Origin of the sequence: Leptolyngbya boryana PCC 6306, from assembly GCF_000353285.1 — a bacterium.
Lineage (GTDB): Bacteria > Cyanobacteriota > Cyanobacteriia > Leptolyngbyales > Leptolyngbyaceae > Leptolyngbya > Leptolyngbya boryana.
Window position 1 is genome coordinate 2471225 of sequence record NZ_KB731324.1, and the last position, 18820, is coordinate 2490044.

An 18820-nucleotide genomic window follows, 5' to 3' on the forward strand; every position below is an offset into this window, starting at 1 on the left:
AAGGCAATTCATCGATCGTAAAGGCATCCACTATGACCGACAAACCGATTCACTGGATCGGTGCATCACGTGAAGAAATCCAATCCTTTCCTGACGAAGCGCGAAAAGAAGCCGGATTTGCACTTCGGGCTATTCAGCAAGGCGAAGAACCCCCTGATTTCAAACCGATTTCAACTGTCGGCAAAAGCGTTCAAGAAATCCGAATTCGTACAGAAGATGCCTATCGAGTTTTTTATGTTGCTAAATTTAAGGAAGCAGTCTACGTCCTCCATGCCTTCCAAAAGAAGACCCAAAAGACCTCCCAAAGAAACATTAAACTGGGACAACAGCGCTACCAACAAATGCTGCAACATCGCCAAACCTCAGAGGAACTCAATCATGACTGACAATCTCACGACGATCGGAGAGCCAAATGTTTTTGTAGATTTAGGGTTTCCTCCCCAAGAAGCTGAAGAACTCCGCATTCGTGCCGATCTCATGCTCAACCTCAAAACCTTGATTCAAGACCGCAATTGGACGATCGATCAAGCTTCACAAATCCTTGGAGAATCCCCAGACACTATTCAAGCCCTTCTGCAAGGTAAGATCGGTCAATTTCGGATCGACCAACTCATCCTCATGCTGACTCGCGCAGGTATGACGATTCGTATCGAAGTTCTTCCCAACGTCGCCTAGACCCATCGCAATCGTTCAGCAAATGCGTAAAGTCTACTTCTCACAAACTCGACAATCTTCCTTCTCATCGCATGGCTCTGGTCAAAATAGCGCGATCGATTTTCTGCCCCGACTATAATGACAGACACAACCATCCTGGCTTACCCACCCATGGTCACCCACGTCACCCTACCCGAAGCCACCGCCAACATTACCCAACTCCTCGATCGGGTGATCCAAGGCGAAGAAATCATCATTTCCCAAGATGGACAAGCGGTCGCCCATATCTCTCCTGCAAACCGCGATCGTAAACCTCACTCCCCAGAGAATTCACCTCGTGTTCCTGGACAATACGCAGGCAAACTGATCATCCCAGACGACTTTAACGCCCCCTTACCAGACGATATCTTAAACAGCTTTCTCAATCCCGCCGACCCTCAGTAGACCATGCGTGCTTTACTCGATACCCATGCTCTACTCTGGTGGGTTACCAACAACTCTCGACTCTCTGTACCCGTTCAAGACATCATTTCAAATCCTGAAAACACGCTTTATCTCAGCGTTGCCAGCAGTTGGGAAATTATCATTAAATCCAACATTGGCAAGCTTCCCCTTCCAGAACCTCCGACCCAATTTATTCGATCTTGCCTAACGGCTAACCGTTTTGAGAGCCTGACCATCAATCTCGCCCACATTCTGCAAGTGGATAGCCTTCCCGATCATCACAAAGATCCATTCGATCGAATTCTAATTGCCCAAGCTCAGGTCGAAAACATCCCGATTCTGACGATTGATCATCTCATCGCTCAGTACCCCGTACAAACCATTTGGTGAAGCATCGCGATCACCATGATTCTCTATTCTTTCACCTAAAATCATCGATTTTGTTCTATTCACTGCATCAACACATCGATCCCTCACATGCCAGCAAGATTGATTCTCAAGCGTGCAACGTCTGTGTACGATAGAGTGTCAGACCCATTACAAGACGCAGCAGGTGTAAGTATGACCGCAGTGACAAACCCAATCTCGACCAAACCCGCTTTTACAGAAGGGATTCAATACTTCAGCGACGAGTTACCAGGGTTTGAGACATATGGCAAAACATCAGCGATCGCCGACGGCAAAACCGCGATCACTGACCCAACCGACCCGGCTGCGGGCTATCAAACACTGCTCGCTGCGGACGCACTGCGCTATTTGATTCTGCAAATGACAGCCAGTAAAGCCTCTGGACACCCCGGTGGATTTGCCAGCCAAGCCGAAGCCTATGCAGCCTTTGTCATGTTAGGGCATAAAAACATCATCACCGAAGTCGGACATCACGCGCCCGGATTTTATAGTGCCATGTTCCTCGATCGCTCTCTTGAAGATATGGGCATCGAAACCGTACAGCAATTGCGCGATCGCTTCCGGGAAAAGCATGGACTCTTAGGGCACTTGTCCGGTTTCATTCCGGGAATTTTGGCTCCGGCAGGGCCTTTGGGGCAAGGGCAGCATTTTGCAATGGCAGCATCTCTCCTGCATCGCGATAAATTGTTCCCCTTTACTGTCGGGGATGGTGGATTAGGTGAGCCATACATTATGAGTTCGATGGCACACTTCAACACCGCATTTCCAGGGGTGACGAACTTCTTGCCGATCTTGGTTTGGAATGGCTACTCGCAAGAGCATCACAGCATGGTGTCGCTCAAAACCAATGAGCAAATGATCGACTTCTGGAAAGGGAATGGATTCGAGAATGTTGTCCTAGTCGATGCGAAAGATTTTGACGATCGCAATCAGCCCAGCGAGTACGTTGATAGCACCGTGTTCTCTTTGGAGAATCGGATTAAGTTTACAAACGCAGTCTTAACCGCCGCAGATCAAGCCGCGAAATCGGCATTGGGCGGTCAGTTAACCGTCTTCATCATCAAACAGCTCAAAGGTGCAGGGGTTCACGCAAAAGGCTCGAAGTCTCACAACCTCTATGCTCAACACACGCTAGAAAATGAAGACATCATCACCGCATTGAAAGCGCGGGCATTGACTCCTGAAGCTTGGGCATTAGTGCGATCGAACTGTGAACGTGCAGGCGGTGGTTCTGCTAGCAAAACGGTTGTGACTGAATTCGAGCGGGCTTTACCCGATTTAGGACAGTTGCCGCTCGAAGAATATGCCGTGGGCGGAGATGCGAAAGTTTCGACGACTGCAATGGGTCGATTGGTGGGACATGTTGGACAAAGCGATCGCGCTTTCTTAGTGACCAACGCAGACGGAAACGAAGCCTCTGGGATTGCCAACATTAACCAGGCATTGAAGATCATTCACCCGACCGAAGATTCGCTCTATAACCAAGCCCCCAACGGTCAAGTCTATGAGCCTTTGAGCGAAGATGCTTGTGCGGGATTAGCAGCAGGACTGGCATTAATGGGATGTCGATCGCTGTGGTGTTCTTATGAATCCTTCGCCATTAACGGACTACCTATCTGGCAAACCGTAACGCAAGCGATGGCAGAATTGCGTCGTCCCACCCCTTCGACCATTACATTGTTTACCGCTGGAGCCTTAGAGCAAGGACGAAATGGCTGGACTCACCAACGTCCTGAAGTTGAAGCGTACTTTGCCGCAATGCTCAGAAATGGCAACGTGTTCGCACTATTCCCACCCGATGCGAATAGCATTCAAGCTTGTTATGACTGGGCACTGACCACGAAAAACAAAGGCGTTGTGATCACAGCGAGTAAATCCCCGTTGCCGATTCGGACAACCTTAGAACAGACGCGACAAGCGATCGAGCAAGGTGGCATCATTCTGCATGAAAGCACTGGATCGAAAACGATCGTATTTGGTGTCATTGGCGATATGACTTTAGTGCCTGTGTTTGAAGCAGCATCGAGTCTAGAAGCTCAAGGATATGGGGTAAGAATTGTCTCGATCGTCAATCCTCGCCGCTTATATCGTGCATCCGATGTAGCTTGGGACACCTGCTCTGAGCCGGATGGTGGATTTATTGATGATGCAACGTTTGACACACTGTTTGGTGGCGATGCCTTAATCGGTGTCACCGGTGGCGCAAGCGGAATGCTAGAGCCAATCATGCTTCGGAGTACCGCAAAACGCGATACCTTTGCTTGGAGACGCGGTGAGACGACTGCAACTGCAGGCGAACTGATGGCATTTAACAGCATTACCGCAGCAGGTATGGTGAACCGAGCGATCGAGCTTGCTCGCTAAGACGAACAGGACTCAAAGTTCTCGAAGAACTTTGAGTCCTCAACCCTCACGCACGACAAAGCAATGATTATCCATCTCACTGCCGAACAGATTGATACAGTCGATCTCAGTCAAGTGATCGACCGCATCGAATCTCTCAAACCCAACCTCCGTGAACATGAGCAATCGATTCAATTTAAAATTGACTACCCTTTAGACCCTAGCGATCCGCGTGAATATTCAGAGATTCCAGAGATCCGATTGTGGTTTATCCGGCTCGATGCGACCTATCCTTGGATGCCATTTTTACTGAACTGGTCGGAAAAGGAACTGGGTCGCTATGCTGCCATGCTCGTTCCGCATCAAATTCAGAAAGATGGGATTGAATACAACCCGGAAGCCTTAGAAATCTTCGTCATGCAGAAAACGTTTGTGATGCTGAATTGGCTCACCGAACAGCAAATTGAAGCTCGATCGCGGGTCAAGTCGATGACGAAGACGTTAGGGTATGAGTTAGATGATGCCTTTTTCTTGATGCTAGAAGGACGCTAAGATAACTTTGCGTTCTAAAGGTGAGTGCATGAGGAATTGGGGAGGACGGATTGCAGAAGTTTGGCAGCGTGGATCTCGCTCGCTTCAGGGACGCGATGGCACATCTGCCATTCTTCAAACCTTGCTTGCTCGATTTCTGATCATTTTTCTCAATGTCGCAACCGGAACCATCACCGCAAGGCTGTTGGGTCCAAGTGGTCGGGGAGAACAAGCTGCAATGGCGATTTGGCCCCAATTTTTTGCATATTCTTTGTCGTTCGGCTTACCGAGCGCCCTACTTTACACGCTCAAAAAATATCCGACTGAGCGATCGAAAAGTTTCTCAGCCGCTATTCTCATTGGCGTGATCCTGAGTACTATCGGTGCTGTGATTGGAATTTTTACGATTCCAATCCTTCTGAGAAAATACTCAGTTGATACAATTCATTTTGCACAAGCGCTGATGTTAGCCGTTCCGATCGCAATGTTCACAGAAATTCTGCGATCGTCTATGGAGGCAAGTGACGAATTCGCGATCGCGAATCAAATGCGCTATGTTTTCCCACTCGGTACTTTAGTCATGCTAGTCGGACTGGCGCTCTTGGGAAAACTGACTCCATTTACGGCAGTGATTTCTTACTGGCTACCTGGAATCCCGATTTTGGTTTGGATGATCGCTTGTACTCGGCGGTTTTTTACAATTCGATTTGAGCGGGTTCGACGATCGACCAAACGACTGCTCAGCTATGGCTTGCGGGCTTATGGGATTGACCTCGTTTCTACTTTAGCGGGACAACTCCAGCAGGTCTTAGCTGTCAGTTTGTTAGTTCCGGCAGCAATGGGGCTATTTGCGATCGCGTTTAGTCTCTGTCAATTGCTGTATGTCGTTCAAAGTTCATTTGTCACCGTGCTATTTCCCAAAGCGGCGGCACGTCCTACAGAAGAAGTTTTACAGATGACAGGTCGAGCGGCTCGAATTGGCGGATTTTTAGCAATTGTAATGGCAGCTTTCATGATGATCTGTGCACCGCTCGTTCTGAACTTACTCTATGGAAAAGAATACTTAGCAGCAATTCCGGTCTTTCGAGTGTTAGCGCTTGAAACGGTTGTGAGCGGGACTTCGGTGATTCTAGCGCAAGCGTTTATGGCACTTGATCGTCCGGGGATTGTAACTGTGATTCAAAGCTTAGGGCTAGGCTTGGGCATCCCGTTAATTTTATGGTTGACTCCGAGCTACGGATTACTAGGTCTAGGTCTAGCTTTACTCTGCTCAGCGCTCATTCGATTAGCTTCAACATTAATCTGCTACCCAGTCGTGCTAAAAACTGCTCCACCTAGCCTATGGTTTGTCCCGCAAGACATTGAGTTCATACGGGACAAACTCTATCGGCGTTAGAGATGCAGGAACTGTTTGGCTGACAAAACCGCCTGAACATTAGCTTGACTGCGTTTCTGTCCCGCACCGGATTGAAAACCCGGTGCTAGCCGTGCAAACTCCCTCAAGGGACTACAGAACCTAGCCAATGGCTCAGAAAGACAGCCTCTTTAGAGACTTTGCCCGGACGAGCACGGGATTTCAACCTCGTGCGGGACAAGTAAAACTTGCAAGTTTTACTTTAACAAGGTCTCTTTGATAAACATGATGGTGGAATAGAACTGAAAATCAATATTTCTCTTCTTTGAGAATCCATGACCTTCATCGGTTGCCATCAGATACCAAACCGGAACATTGTTCTTTCTCACAGTTTTTACGATCTGTTCTGCTTCATTTAATGGAACTCTTGGATCGTTTTTACCATGAATGACAAAGAGAGGTTTCTTGATTCTTTCCGCATTATTTAACGGAGAAATCTTGAGCAGAAATTCTCTCATTTTTGGATCGCGTTCGTCTCCATATTCAACTCGGCGTAAATCCCGACGATAGCCTTCCGTCCGCTCTAAGAAACTGACAAAATTCGAGATTCCGACAATATTAATTGCAGCACGAATACGATCGCTATAATTCGTCGCCACCGCCAATGACATATATCCGCCATAACTGCCGCCTGTGACTAAAACTCGATCCTTGTCTAACCCCGGTTGAGTCGCAATCCAGTCTAGCAATGCGCCAATATCTTTCACAGAATCTTCGCGTAGATAACCATTATCTAGCTTCAAAAATGTCTTGCCATATCCAGTTGATCCCCGCACATTTGGGAAAATTACGGCAACACCTAATTCATTTAAGTAATAGTTGATGCGTCCTAAAAAGCTAGGTCTGGATTGCCCTTCTGGACCTCCATGAATATTGATAATGACAGGACGTTTGCCTGTGAATTTTGCAGGCGGACGATAGAGAAACCCAGAAATTGTACGATCGTCAAAACTCTTCCAGCGAACCAATTCTGCTTCTGAGAAATTCGCAGTATTTAATCCACCTGTTTCACTCTCTGTCCAGCGATCGATTTTGTTCGTCACTGTATTCAGCGAATATACATCTGCTGTTGAGCGCGAAGAAACTAAAGTAAATCCTAGATCTTGATTATTGCGATGCCAGATAATTCCGCTCACTTGTCCGATCGGCAACTTTGGCAAAGCTTTCTCTTGATTTGTCGCCGTATCTAGCAAATGCAGCACGCTAATGCCATCTTCATTGGTCACAAACGCAAGCTGTTTGCCATCGTGAGACAAATCAAAATCTTCAACATCCCAAGGAATTTGAGTGCTGAGGTAAGTATGCTTGAAGGTTGCTAAATCGATGTAGGCTAAGCGTTGAAATTCCGATTCTCGATCGGTAATCACATACAATCCTTTGCCATCTTTACTAAACACACCGCCTTGATAAGAAACCTTATCTTTTTCACCTTTTGGCGTGAGTAGCTTTTTCTCACCCGAAGTCGTATCAAATAACCAAAGATAGCTCTCATTGATCGAGACGTATTCGATGACTAAAAGCTGTTTATCATCGGGTGACCAATTTAATCCACCCCAACCGCCGCCTTCAACTTCAGCCAGTAAGCGATCGCTCTTTGGATCGGTTGGATTAATCGTATAAAAATCAGTATCCTTTCCAGTCCGCCGGGTCGAAGTATAAATCATGCGATCGCCTTGATTCGACCAAACCCCGCCGCTATTCTTCGACTTGCCATCTGTGAGTAACGTAATATCGCCTGTTGCAAAATCATAGCGATAGTTCTGGCTAAACTCATTGCCGCCTGTATCTTTACTAAACACAAAGTAATCCCCTTTCGTCGGCTGATAACTTGCCCGAAACACAGGTTCAGTAAAGAAAGTCATCTGCTGCCGACTTCCCAGTGGAAAAGCAACGCGGTGGATTTGAGGCGCGTCTCCGAATCGCGTCACAATCAAGGCTTCGCGACGTTCAGGATGCCAACTCACAAATCCTGCGGAACGGAACTGAGTATAGCGATCGACGGTTTGTGCCAACGATTCAGGAATAGGTGGAATGCCTTCGGCGACGAGGTTATCGCCCGGCGTAATGTTGGTTGTCTGCGCTACTGTCATAGATCCAGAGATGAGAAGAACCGCGAGAACTGCGGCAAAAAAACGTGTAAGAAATCGCATTTCCTCATGATACGAGAGATCTTCGATCGTGATTCGCTCTTTTGCAACCTGCAACTATCTAAGGTGTTGCATTTTCGGTATCACTCTATTGCGAATCGAATCGCTTTGAAATTCCTGATCGCGTAGTTTCGGATCAATCCTTAACGGGCTTTCTTGCTGAGCTGTAAATCGCCGTTCTAAAAGTCGAATTTCGCGCTCTAGTTGGTTGTGCCCAAGATTGAAAAATTCTTGTGAGTTTGAAGGAGTGAGATCGCGGCTGAGGCGTTGGCGATCGCGCACAGATAAATTTGGAATGGATTGAGCTTGAACAGCAGAACTGATCAGCAGCAAGGGAACGATCAGAAACGCAAATTTAAGCATAGTGACCTCTTTAAAATGCAATTCGCATCCTAGACTTCAATTATAGGAAGGACTGAGCAAAGTCGGAGGTTCTGCTTGAATCGTCATCTTTTCTTTGCTAACAGGATGAATCAACCCGACAGTATACGCATGAAGTAAATAACCACAATCTCCAGGCACTGAGTTTTGATTGATAGCGACTCCTCCCACTCCATAAAGCGGATCACCCCAAAGTGGATATCCTGCTGCCGCTAAGTGAATCCGAATCTGATGCGGTCTTCCGGTGGGAATTGTAACTTCTAGCAACGTGGCATTCGGAATGCGATCGCGCTCTAGCACCTGGCAATGGCTGATGGCTTCTTTCCCGGTTTCCGTTGCGACATACAACTCTCCAAGCTGTGGATAGGCAACCTTGCCAATTCGGTGAGTGACAGTGAACTGATCTGCATCAGGAATTCCAGTAACGAGCGCCCGATATCGTTTTTCAAACGTACGATCGCGCAAATCCTTCGATAACTGAGATCGTGCTAGCTCTGTTTTTGCTAAAACAATCACTCCCGAAGTTCCTCTGCCTAATCGGTGAATTGGAACTGGAGGAGTCGCATACTCGCGGCGTAGCCATCCCCACAATGTATTTTCCAGAAAGCCTGCGCCGGGTAAGACAGGCAATCCAGACGGTTTGGATAAAATAAGCAAGTGCTCATCCTCGTATAGCGATTGAATCTCGAATGAAACATCTGGCTCGATCCAAGGCGAGCGCTGATAAGACAGCAGTTGACCAGGCTGCAATGGCATTTCGGGATCGCTGACTGGAATATCATTGATCGAAATTGCGCCAGACTGAATGCGATCGAGCCAATCTTGTCGAGAAGAATGCGGATAACGCTCAGCATAATAATCTAGTAACGTCCTTCCTTGCCGATCGATTCGATCTGTGTACACCCAACCCTGATTGAAATGACTCAAAAAAAGATTCTCCAAATTCAACTCGATTTTGACGGATTACCAGACGGATCAACCTTGCTGCCTGCTGCTTATCTCGATGTGGGTGAAGGCACTCCCATTGTCATGCTACATGGGTTTATGGGTAGCGCAGCCAATTGGTTGCCGCTGATCGAACTGCTCAAACCAAATTTTCGCTGTATTGGCATTGATTTGTTCGGCTTTGGAGCTTCTGCCCGTCCTATCATTCGCTATGACATCGCCAAAGAAGTCACATTCTTACGCCAAGTCGTTCAAGCCTTAGAACTAAACTCTTTTTATTTACTCGGACATTCTTTTGGCGGATGGGTTTCGGCTGCCTATACGTTGCAATATCCTGAATCGGTGAAAGGTCTAATTCTCGCGGCTCCCGCTGGAATTCGCGATGATAGTTTCTGTGGACGATATGATCATCTGCGTCCTCTCCTCTGGCAAACTCCTGTGATTGATTGGGCATTAGCCTTGATTAAACCGATCACAGTTCAGATTGGACAAGAAAAAACAATTGCTCAAATTGCTTGGATGCGGCAAGAATTAAATGCCCAACCTGCCGCCCGATCCTTTTTAGTCGATCGCTTAAGACCCGAAGATGCGATCGATACGGTTGAAAAAGAAATTCACCAAATCACCACACCGACTTTAGTGATCACAGGCGATCAAGATGAAACGATTCCACTTTGGCATAGCGAAACGTATGCTCGTGAAATTCCAAACGCCAAGTTCTCTATCCTGAAGGATGCCGATCATAGTCTGCCACAAAATCATTTTCCCGAACTTGCCTCACTCATCTCTCAGTGGCGTTCACTCCATCCTTAACGTTCACTCATCTCTGATCGTGGGCAGACTGAATCTATCAATTTCAGTTGGATTTGTGCTGCTTTTATTAAGCAAAACTTAGCGATCAACTTCTATAGATTAAGCGTGGATAAAATTATCCATTTGCAGTTAAGCTTTATCGCCTTCAACGTGAACTTCTTAATGAGTGTCAATTTCCAAAGGTAAGCAGGCATGGCAAAGTCGATCGACCTGGAGACATCTCGCACTCCAAGCACAGCAGTAGAGCCAAATCGTCCTGCAATGCTCAGAGAAGCCGATTGGCTCTTGCAGACTGTGGTCGAAAATCTCAATGATGGCGTTGTGATCACAGATTTGCAGGATGAAGTGCTGTATGTCAACTCGCGTTTGGCGAAATTAGTCGGCTGTTCTGTTGCCGAAATGGTGGGGCGACCCGCCCATCAATTTTTTCATGAAATCGAAGGATGGTTAGAATTTCAAGGCTCCGCCGATCAATCTCAGCCGTTTTATGGCTGGAAGGAAGGACAGCTTCGCCGCAAAGATGGCAGAAAGTTCTGGGCGGAAGTCAACTCCACGTTACTCTGTAACGCCGTGGGAGAAGCCAGCGGAACGTTAATCACGGTCAAAGATATCACAGAACGCAAATGGCTTGAGGAATATCTCCGACTGCTTGAATCGGTCGTGGTCAACGCAAATGAGATCGTCATGATCTCGCAGACGGAAGAAGCGATCGACGATCCCCTGGGTTTGAGAATTGTTTATGTCAATGATGCCTTTTCCCGAGCAACAGGCTACTCTTCTGGTGAAGCGATTGGAAAGTCTGCTTTGCTTTTGCTAGGTGAAAAGACTTCGATCAGTGAAGTTGATCGCATTCGAGATACGCTCAATGCTCATGAACCCGTTCGAGCCGAAGTGATTCTCTATCGCAAAGACGAGTCTCATTTTTGGGTCGATGTCAACATGGTTCCGATTCGCAACGAGCAGGGGCAAGTGACTCATTTTGTTTCGGTCATGCGGGAAGTAACAGAACGCAAGATAGTTGAAGAACAACTGCGTCGGAATGCGTTTCACGACTCTCTGACTGGTCTGCCGAATCGGCTTCTCTTCATGGAACGGTTGAGTCAGACTGTTGAGCGTGCCCATGAAGATCCGAACTATCGATTTGCGCTCTTGTTCTTAGACCTCGATCGCTTCAAAGTGATCAACGATAGTTTGGGGCACATGATTGGGGATCAACTGTTAATTGCGATCGCCCGACGACTTGAATCTTGTCTGAATAAGCATGACACGGTTGCCCGACTGGGTGGAGATGAATTCACGATTTTGCTGGAAAACATTAAGAGTGATGCGGACGCAACGAAAGTTGCAGAGCGAGTTCAGAAAGCTCTCTCTACCCCATTTAATCTCAGCGGTCATGAAGTGTTTACTTCAGCCAGTATTGGCATTACGCTCTCTTCAACTGATTTTGATCGCCCAGAAGATTTGCTCCGCGGTGCAGATATCGCCATGTATCGTGCTAAAGCGCAAGGAAAAGCTTGTCATGAAGTCTTCGATCACGATATGCATACGCATGTTGTGGCGTTGATGCAGCTTGAAAATGATTTGCGTCGAGCGGTTGAACGCCAAGATTTTGAATTGTACTATCAGCCGATTGTTGCTTTAGCGACGGGGCGGATTATGGGATTTGAGGCGTTAGTGCGCTGGCAACATCCAGAGCAAGGCATTATCTCACCTGCAAAATTCGTGCCGATCGCAGAAGAAACTGGCTTAATTATTCCATTAGGGCAATGGGTACTGCGTGAAGCCTGTCGGCAATTAAAACAGTGGCAAGATGAATTTTCATCAGAACCGCCCTTGACAGTGAGCGTCAATCTTTCGAGTCGGCAGTTTTCGCAGCCAAGTTTGATTAATCAAATTCGCCAGATTCTGGTAGAAACTGGGATTGATGCTCACTGCCTAAAGCTCGAAATTACTGAGAGCGCGATCATGGAGAATACTGAATCTGCGATGGATATGTTGCTACAGCTTAAAGCGATGGGCATTCAGCTTTCGGTAGATGATTTTGGCACAGGATATTCTTCGTTGGGCTATTTGTATCGATTTCCGATGGATGTACTGAAAATCGATCGCTCTTTTGTGAGCCGGGTCGATGTCGATGGTGAAAAGCTAGAACTCGTTCGCACCATTATTACACTGGCTTGGAATTTGGGGATGGATGTAGTCGCAGAAGGGGTAGAAACGACGAAGCAGTTAGCGCAGTTGAAAGCGCTGAAATGTGAGTATGGGCAAGGGTTTTTATTCTCGAAGCCATTGCCTCGACTTGAGGCTGCCAAGTTAATTCCTCAGCCCCATCCGTTCTTACATTTGATTCAGACTTGATCTGGATTTCGCCTTTAGCGGATAACGTGAAGACAGAACGAGCTTGTTTTCAGTTGATGAAGTGGGATCGCTCAATTGTCTGCATCAAGCTTGAGAAATTCCTGGCTGCCTTAAAGTTCAGTAAAAATGTCAAGTTGTTGGGCTGGTTCTTTCGCTCGCTCTGATGGCTTGGCTTTGCCTTTACGCAGTCCGATCGCGATTTTGCTATGTTTCTCGATTTGGGTCATGACTTGCCGGGCACGATCGATGACTGAACTCGGCAGTCCTGCGAGTCGTCCAGCTTCAATGCCATAAGAGCGATCGGCTCCTCCAGGTTGAACTTTATGCAGGAAAATAATTTGCTCGGGCATTTCTCGCACTGTGACTTGATAGTTTGCGACATTCGGCAAGATCGAAGCGAGTTCATTCAGTTCGTGATAGTGCGTTGCGAAAATCGTTCTGGCTCGAATCTCAGTTGCGAGATGTTCGGCGACTGCCCAAGCGATCGACAATCCATCAAACGTCGCAGTTCCTCGTCCAATCTCATCAAGTAGCACGAGCGATCGCTCTGTTGCATGGTTCAGAATATTCGCCGTTTCATTCATTTCAACCATGAATGTCGATTGTCCAGTTGCCAGATCATCGACTGCACCGACCCGCGTGAAAATGCGATCGCAAATGCCAAGTTGTGCGGATTCAGCCGGAACAAAGCTCCCAATCTGTGCCATGAGTTGAATTAAACCAATCTGGCGCAGGTAGCAGCTTTTACCACTTGCATTCGGACCAGTCAGAACAATCAGATCGGGTGCAGGAGAACCCAGTTCTGCGGAGTTTGGTACAAAGAATCCTGAGGGAATCGATTGTTCAACAACCGGATGACGACCTTCCACGATCGCAATTTCTCGTCCTACTGACATTTGAGGGCGACAAAAATTTTGATAAACGGCTAGCTCTGCCAGTCCTGCTAAAGCATCTGCTGCTGCGACTGCATGAGCCACTTTACGAATGACTTCGGCTTGTTCTCCTACTTGCGATCGCAGTCCCGCAAAAAATTCATACTCTAGCTCCCCGATTTCTCGCCGAGCGTTCATCACCCGACCTTCTCGAACTTTTAGTTCTGGAGTCACAAAGCGTTCTTCATTCGTTAAGGTCTGCTTGCGTTCATAGCCTTCGGGACATTGATCAGCTTTGGCGCGAGAGATACTAATGAAGTAGCCAAAGGCTTTGTTATAGCCAACTTTTAGCGTTTGAATGCCGGTGCGATCGCGTTCTTTTTTTTCGAGTTCGGCTAACCATTTCTCGTCGTCTACAGCTTGCTGGCGCATTTCATCTAGCTGCGGCACAACGTTTTCACGAATCAAACCGCCTTCTTTCAGACCTAGTGGTGGACGATCGACTAAATGCGCCTGAAGATGTTTGCCAAGCTGCTCCAGAATCGGTGGAACATGCTGCAATGCTTTGAGATAGGGAGATTTTGCCTGAGCGACAAGCCTCGCAAGTTCGGGTAGTTTACTCAACGACTCAGCTAAATTGACTAAATCGCGCGGGTTGGCAGTTCCCGATCCGGCTCGACCTGCTAAGCGCTCCAAGTCATAAATCTGATTGAGCATGGCTTTGAGGTCTTCGCGAAGGATGCCATTGCGGACGAGTTCTTGAATCGTGTCGTGTCTGGCTTCAATGTCGTCAATGTTCAGCAAAGGTTGCAAGAGCCATCGTCTCAAAGCACGGCTTCCCATCGACGTTTCAGAGCGATCGAGTGCCCACAGCAATGAGCCATGAAATACACCATCTCGAACGGTTTGCGTGATTTCTAGATTGCGCCGAGTCTGGGGATCAATGGTGAGATATTCACTGATGGTGTAAGTACAAATCGGTTGAAGTGGGACTTGAGTGAGTTCGGGTGTTTTTGATTTGGTTGTATCAATCACACTGCGCTCTGAAGTAGTTTCGAGATATTCGAGCAATCCTCCTGCGGCGCGAACTGCTAAGGGGAGATGTTCACAGCCTAGACCTTCGAGCGATCGCACTTTGAAACGTTCGAGCAATCGCTGTCGAGCTTCATGTTGATTAAAGGGAGCTTGCGATCGCAAGGTATAGCAAAACTGGGTTGGCAAGCTTTCTGGAACATGGGGAGAGCGCTCTCCGGGTCGAAGTAACCCGCCTAAATCAGGTGCATTGGTTGGGATCAGAACTTCCGCAGGCTGCAATCGCATTAATTCGCTACAGAGCTGATCGAGTCCGGTGGCTTGCGTCGTTAAGAATTCTCCAGTTGAAATGTCCGCATAGGATAATCCCCAATGATTTCCAGCAATCACAATTGCAGCTAAGAAGTTATTTCGCTTCGCATTCAACATTCCTTCTTCAAGAATGGTGCCGGGCGTAATCACACGGGTAATTTCTCGCCGAACTAATCCTTGTGCTTCGGCAGGATCTTCAACTTGATCGCATACTGCGATCGCATATCCTCTTTCGACTAACGTTGCAGAATAGCGATCGAGCGCGTGATGAGGAATGCCTGATAAGGGTACGCGCCCAACTTCTTTGCCGCCGTCTTTGGAAGTGAGAACAATTTCTAGTTCTCGCGAGACAATCAGTGCATCTTGGAAAAACGTTTCATAAAAGTCCCCGACTCGATACAGGACAATTGCATGAGGATATTGATCTTTGAGATCCGCGTAATGTCGCATCATGGGAGTGAGATGCTCCCGCTGGACAGCACGATGATCCGCATATCGCACTGAATGTTTGATTAAGCGATCGGGAACTCCATGAGTCGGATCGGGCTGAGTCGAGGGAACAGTCATGAAAGAATTAGTACTCTTTTACTAAATTTTAGCCTGCCTCAATTTATTATGCGGGTTTACGATTCAAAGTGGGGAAAGATTATGCGATCGTAAACTTTCCCTAGGATTTACCGCAGGCTAAAATTTCTCGAGACTAAGGTAGGATGCCATGCGCTAGAACCAGGCTATCGAGTTTGCCAGACCGCTGCCTTACTACCGCACACTCACTTCGTAACTCATTTCCACCGCAGATTTCGGTGCGATCGCTCGATCAAACACCCAACGGAGATGGCTGTAAGTATCAGCAGGCGCAGGCTGCATTCCCGTTCTACCATCGGGCAAAGTGATCAAAATCATTGGATTTTCAGAAAATGTTTTGCCGCCATCAATGCTGTAGGTTAATTCTGCATCCCCTTTGACTGCGGAGTTGAGGCTATAGATTGTTCCTTTCGGAATCGGTTGAGTCACGACTAATTTTTCAGCCGGACGATCGCTTGTATTTTTGCCGATAACCTGAAATCGCAGCACCGTACCTTTTTTCACCATCGTATCTTGTTTAAGCTCGTTCCAAATGACTTGCTCTTTGCCTCGTGCATCTTTCTGCACTTGCTTTTGCTTAGCAATCAGCTTCAATTCAACTTCTGTTTGATGGATGGATTGTGCGACAGATCTGCCCTGCTCAAAAAAACGAGCCGCAGCAGGGGTTCCATCGACTGGGATCATGGCGATCGCAGCTGCAATTCCCAAGCCAAATACCACATAGCGACGTGTCATTGTTCTCTCCTAGGGGTTAGTGAATCTGACAACGGAAGAAGAATGTTCTAGCAGCGTCGATCGCAGGCTGAAAGTCGGTTAGACTACTTCTGAGTAGAGAACTTGCGGCTAGGAACTGATGCAGATTTTTCATGATGAGCAAGGGTGAGTGAGCGAGAACATAGCTCGCAAAACTCGTCAGCAGAACAACACTTTTTACATTTAAGAGAGTCCCCAGGTTTTTGTAATCTTTATCAAACTCTTGGAAAATTCCGTTAGAACACGGAAGAGATTGCGCAAAACTTTGGGGTAGTTGCGCTCGGTTAAGTTCGCTGATTGATCTGAGGCTGAAACTGATCTCAACCGTTCAATCACCGAAAGTCTGAATAAAAAACCGTGACAAAAAAAAAGGCGGTGCTAAAACGGTTTAGCGAATTGTGTGATGCAAGCCTATGCGAGTTTTGCTAGTAGAAAATGATGAGCAAGTTTCTACAGCGATCAAAGCGGCGTTAACCAAGCAACTTTACACGGTTGATATTGCGATCGATGGTCAAGCAGGTTGGGAACTCGTCGAAGCGATCGAATACGATTTGATTTTGCTGGCTGTGATGCTTCCTAAAATCGATGGCATCCAATTTTGCAAGCGCTTACGAAATCGAGGTCATTCAACCTTGGTGATGATGATTACTTCCAAAAGTGCGATCGCAGATCGAGTACTAGGCTTAGATAGTGGTGCTGATGACTATATTGTGAAGCCGATTGCTCTAGCAGAGCTAGAAGCTCGAATCCGGGCGTTGTTTCGACGTAAAACAGCCGCAATTTCAACGATTCTACGCTGGGGAAAATTGCAGCTTGATTGTCATACTCGCGAAGTTCTTTATGATCAGACTCGGTTAGATTTAACCTCTAAAGAATTCGCGCTGCTAGAGCGATTGCTAGAGGGTCGAGTATATAGTCAAAGCGATCTAGTCGATCATCTCTGGTCGCTGGATGAAGACCCGCGCAAGGAAGAAGCCGTTCGGGCATTGATTAAGCGATTACGACAGAAATTGAAAGCGATCTACGCAGAGGAGCTGATTGAAACGGTGTATGGACAGGGATATCGCCTCAATCCTGAGTTACGAGAACCGATTCGATCTTTATCTGTCAAAAGTGAAGTTTCTGCAACGCTCAAGCCTTATCGAGTACAACAGCAGCCCCAAGTCTTAGTCGTCTTATCCGATCAGCACTTGCTCGATCAAATTATTCAAGAATCAGATCTGTATTCCATTCAAGTGACGGGTGCTCCGACAAGCGCGATCGCCCAGATACGACTTCAGCATCAACGCTTTGATCTCATTGTGCTGGACTGCGATCTGGTTCTGCCTGAATCATCGATTCAGAACACGCCCGTTTTGCTGCTCAAAAGACTGAATCCAGAGTGTGAACAAAACTTGTCTACTCAAATCCGAGGCAGCTTGTACTACCCGATTACACCAACTGAGTTGCTCAAGGCGAGTCTAGATCGGTTAGAACCGTCGCAACCTCTGATGCAGCGGGTCATGATTATCGATGACGACCCTATGGTGGTTCGTTTAATTAAAGGAATATTGGAGGACTGTAGCATTCAGGTCAACGCCATCACGAATCCTTTAAGACTCTGGGAAGAACTTGAGTCTTTTGCGCCTGATTTAGTCATTCTTGATGTCAAATTGCCGCATATTGACGGACTTCGTTTATGTCAGGCAATTCGCGAGGATGTGCGGTGGTCTTGGCTACCCGTTTTATTTCTAACAGGTCTACATAATCTTGATATCATTCGAGAAATTTTTGCAGTCGGGGCAGATGATTATGTCAGTAAACCCATTGTTCCGGCTGAATTAATCGAGCGAGTCTCTAAACGATTAACTCGAATGCAGCATATTCGGCATCAGGCTGATGTTGATCCATTAACCAATTTGCCGACGCAACAGCAAGCCCGAGGAATGCTCAGACAATTATTGCATCTCGCCCATCAGAACCAACAGGTGCTATGCTTTGCTGTTCTCAGGCTGAATGACTTGCAAACCCTAAATCAGCAGCACGGATATCGCTATGGCAATCAAGTTTTACAGCAAATTGCGACTTCTCTTCGGAAATCATTTCGTATCGAAGATGTGATTGCTCGTTGGAGTGGATCAGAATTTGTGGTTGGAACCTACAATCTGACGCAAGGTGAGGTCGGAGATTGGCTCGCACAGATGCTAGAGTCCCTACACCAGACAGAATTAAGATTGCCTATGGGTTCGATTGCGATCACATTCAGGGCAGCAGTTGCCGAGTATCCCAAGGATGGAGTCGATCTTTCCTCACTTTATCAAGCCGCGATCGCCACACTAGAGCAAACAAAAGCTGACATGATCGATCGTGTTCTACCTGCGGGCTGGCAACCTGATGCAACAGATCGGGATGTCATTTTGCTGCATCGACCCTCCACGTTTGCTGAGGAGATGGTGCGCGCGCTCTTGACGCGGGGCTATCGGATTCGATGGCTCCAAGATGGTCGATCGGGATTAGAAGAATTACAAGCTGAAGGCGCAAGCAAACAAGTCCTGCTTCTTGAAGCACAATTACCTAAATTAAACGGGATCACACTGCTACAGCGTTTGAAAAAGCAGAAGTTTTTGCAAACTACCCCCGTTATTTTACTGGCTACCCAACCTGCAGAAGCAGAAATGGCAAGGAATTTTGGCTGTTTTGATTATGTGATTATGCCTTGTGCAATCCCACTGCTGATGCAGAGTGTATGCAAGGCGCTGGACTCGATCCGTTAATCTGCAAATGCAAGTGAGAGAAGACACAATTCTTTGTGATTGCAATCACTCAATCTCGCACTTTCACGGAAGATT

Annotated in this window: 15 protein-coding genes; 10 read left to right on the forward strand and 5 right to left on the reverse strand. The window is 47.2% G+C overall.

The window, feature by feature from the left end; all coding sequences use genetic code 11:
- The first annotated feature begins 32 nt into the window (after positions 1–32).
- The 7 genes from LEPBO_RS0112410 (at position 33) to LEPBO_RS0112440 (ending at position 5776) form a co-directional block, all read left to right on the forward strand.
- The gene (locus LEPBO_RS0112410) at positions 33–386 is read left to right on the forward strand and encodes a type II toxin-antitoxin system RelE/ParE family toxin (protein ID WP_017287894.1); all 354 of its coding nucleotides are present in this window, start codon (positions 33–35) and stop codon (positions 384–386) included.
- Positions 379–675 carry a helix-turn-helix domain-containing protein gene (locus LEPBO_RS0112415; RefSeq protein ID WP_017287895.1) on the forward strand — a complete coding sequence of 99 codons (297 nt, stop codon included), beginning with the start codon at positions 379–381 and terminating at the stop codon, positions 673–675. The genes LEPBO_RS0112410 and LEPBO_RS0112415 overlap by 8 nt, the downstream gene beginning before the upstream one ends.
- Before the next feature lie 117 nt (positions 676–792).
- Complete coding sequence (locus tag LEPBO_RS0112420; RefSeq protein WP_017287896.1) at positions 793–1098, forward strand: type II toxin-antitoxin system Phd/YefM family antitoxin; 306 nt, start codon at positions 793–795, stop codon at positions 1096–1098.
- Between the two features lie 3 nt (positions 1099–1101).
- Complete coding sequence (locus LEPBO_RS0112425; protein ID WP_017287897.1) at positions 1102–1488, forward strand: type II toxin-antitoxin system VapC family toxin; 387 nt, start codon at positions 1102–1104, stop codon at positions 1486–1488.
- A 135-nt stretch (positions 1489–1623) separates the two neighbouring features.
- On the forward strand, positions 1624–3870 hold the full coding sequence (locus tag LEPBO_RS0112430) for a phosphoketolase family protein (protein WP_317135181.1): 2247 nt from the start codon (positions 1624–1626) through the stop codon (positions 3868–3870).
- A 63-nt stretch (positions 3871–3933) separates the two neighbouring features.
- Positions 3934–4401: a CRR6 family NdhI maturation factor gene (locus LEPBO_RS0112435; RefSeq protein WP_017287899.1), complete on the forward strand. Its 468-nt coding sequence runs from the start codon at positions 3934–3936 to the stop codon at positions 4399–4401.
- 28 nt (positions 4402–4429) lie between these two features.
- Positions 4430–5776 carry an oligosaccharide flippase family protein gene (locus LEPBO_RS0112440; protein ID WP_017287900.1) on the forward strand — a complete coding sequence of 449 codons (1347 nt, stop codon included), beginning with the start codon at positions 4430–4432 and terminating at the stop codon, positions 5774–5776.
- Positions 5777–5991: 215 nt separating this feature from the next.
- On the opposite strand, the gene LEPBO_RS0112445 is transcribed toward LEPBO_RS0112440, so the two are convergent.
- The 3 genes from LEPBO_RS0112445 to LEPBO_RS0112455 all read right to left on the reverse strand — a co-directional run bounded on the left by LEPBO_RS0112445 (position 5992) and on the right by LEPBO_RS0112455 (position 9249).
- The gene (locus LEPBO_RS0112445; RefSeq protein WP_036045785.1) at positions 5992–7884 is read right to left on the reverse strand and encodes an alpha/beta hydrolase family protein; all 1893 of its coding nucleotides are present in this window, start codon (positions 7882–7884) and stop codon (positions 5992–5994) included.
- Between the two features lie 114 nt (positions 7885–7998).
- A complete protein-coding gene (locus tag LEPBO_RS36960; protein ID WP_017287902.1) occupies positions 7999–8304 on the reverse strand; it encodes a hypothetical protein in 306 nt (101 codons plus the stop codon).
- Positions 8305–8340: 36 nt separating this feature from the next.
- Positions 8341–9249, reverse strand: a complete 909-nt coding sequence (locus LEPBO_RS0112455; protein WP_017287903.1) for an RluA family pseudouridine synthase — start codon at positions 9247–9249, stop codon at positions 8341–8343.
- Here LEPBO_RS0112455 and LEPBO_RS0112460 point away from each other — a divergent pair.
- Entirely contained in the window at positions 9241–10080 is an 840-nt protein-coding gene (locus tag LEPBO_RS0112460) for an alpha/beta fold hydrolase (RefSeq protein WP_017287904.1), read from the forward strand. The genes LEPBO_RS0112455 and LEPBO_RS0112460 overlap by 9 nt on opposite strands.
- Before the next feature lie 192 nt (positions 10081–10272).
- Positions 10273–12438, forward strand: a complete 2166-nt coding sequence (locus LEPBO_RS36965; RefSeq protein WP_017287905.1) for a sensor domain-containing protein — start codon at positions 10273–10275, stop codon at positions 12436–12438.
- A gap of 110 nt (positions 12439–12548) precedes the next feature.
- Here the strand turns inward: LEPBO_RS36965 and mutS are convergent, their stop codons facing one another.
- Both mutS and LEPBO_RS0112475 read right to left on the reverse strand, forming a co-directional pair.
- Positions 12549–15221, reverse strand: coding sequence for a DNA mismatch repair protein MutS (gene mutS / locus LEPBO_RS0112470; RefSeq protein WP_017287906.1), 2673 nt, complete (start codon positions 15219–15221; stop codon positions 12549–12551).
- Between the two features lie 192 nt (positions 15222–15413).
- Complete coding sequence (locus tag LEPBO_RS0112475; protein WP_017287907.1) at positions 15414–15974, reverse strand: hypothetical protein; 561 nt, start codon at positions 15972–15974, stop codon at positions 15414–15416.
- 431 nt (positions 15975–16405) lie between these two features.
- Between LEPBO_RS0112475 and LEPBO_RS36970 the strand changes: the two genes are divergently transcribed.
- Complete coding sequence (locus tag LEPBO_RS36970) at positions 16406–18745, forward strand: response regulator (RefSeq protein WP_017287908.1); 2340 nt, start codon at positions 16406–16408, stop codon at positions 18743–18745.
- The last annotated feature ends 75 nt before the right edge of the window (positions 18746–18820 follow it).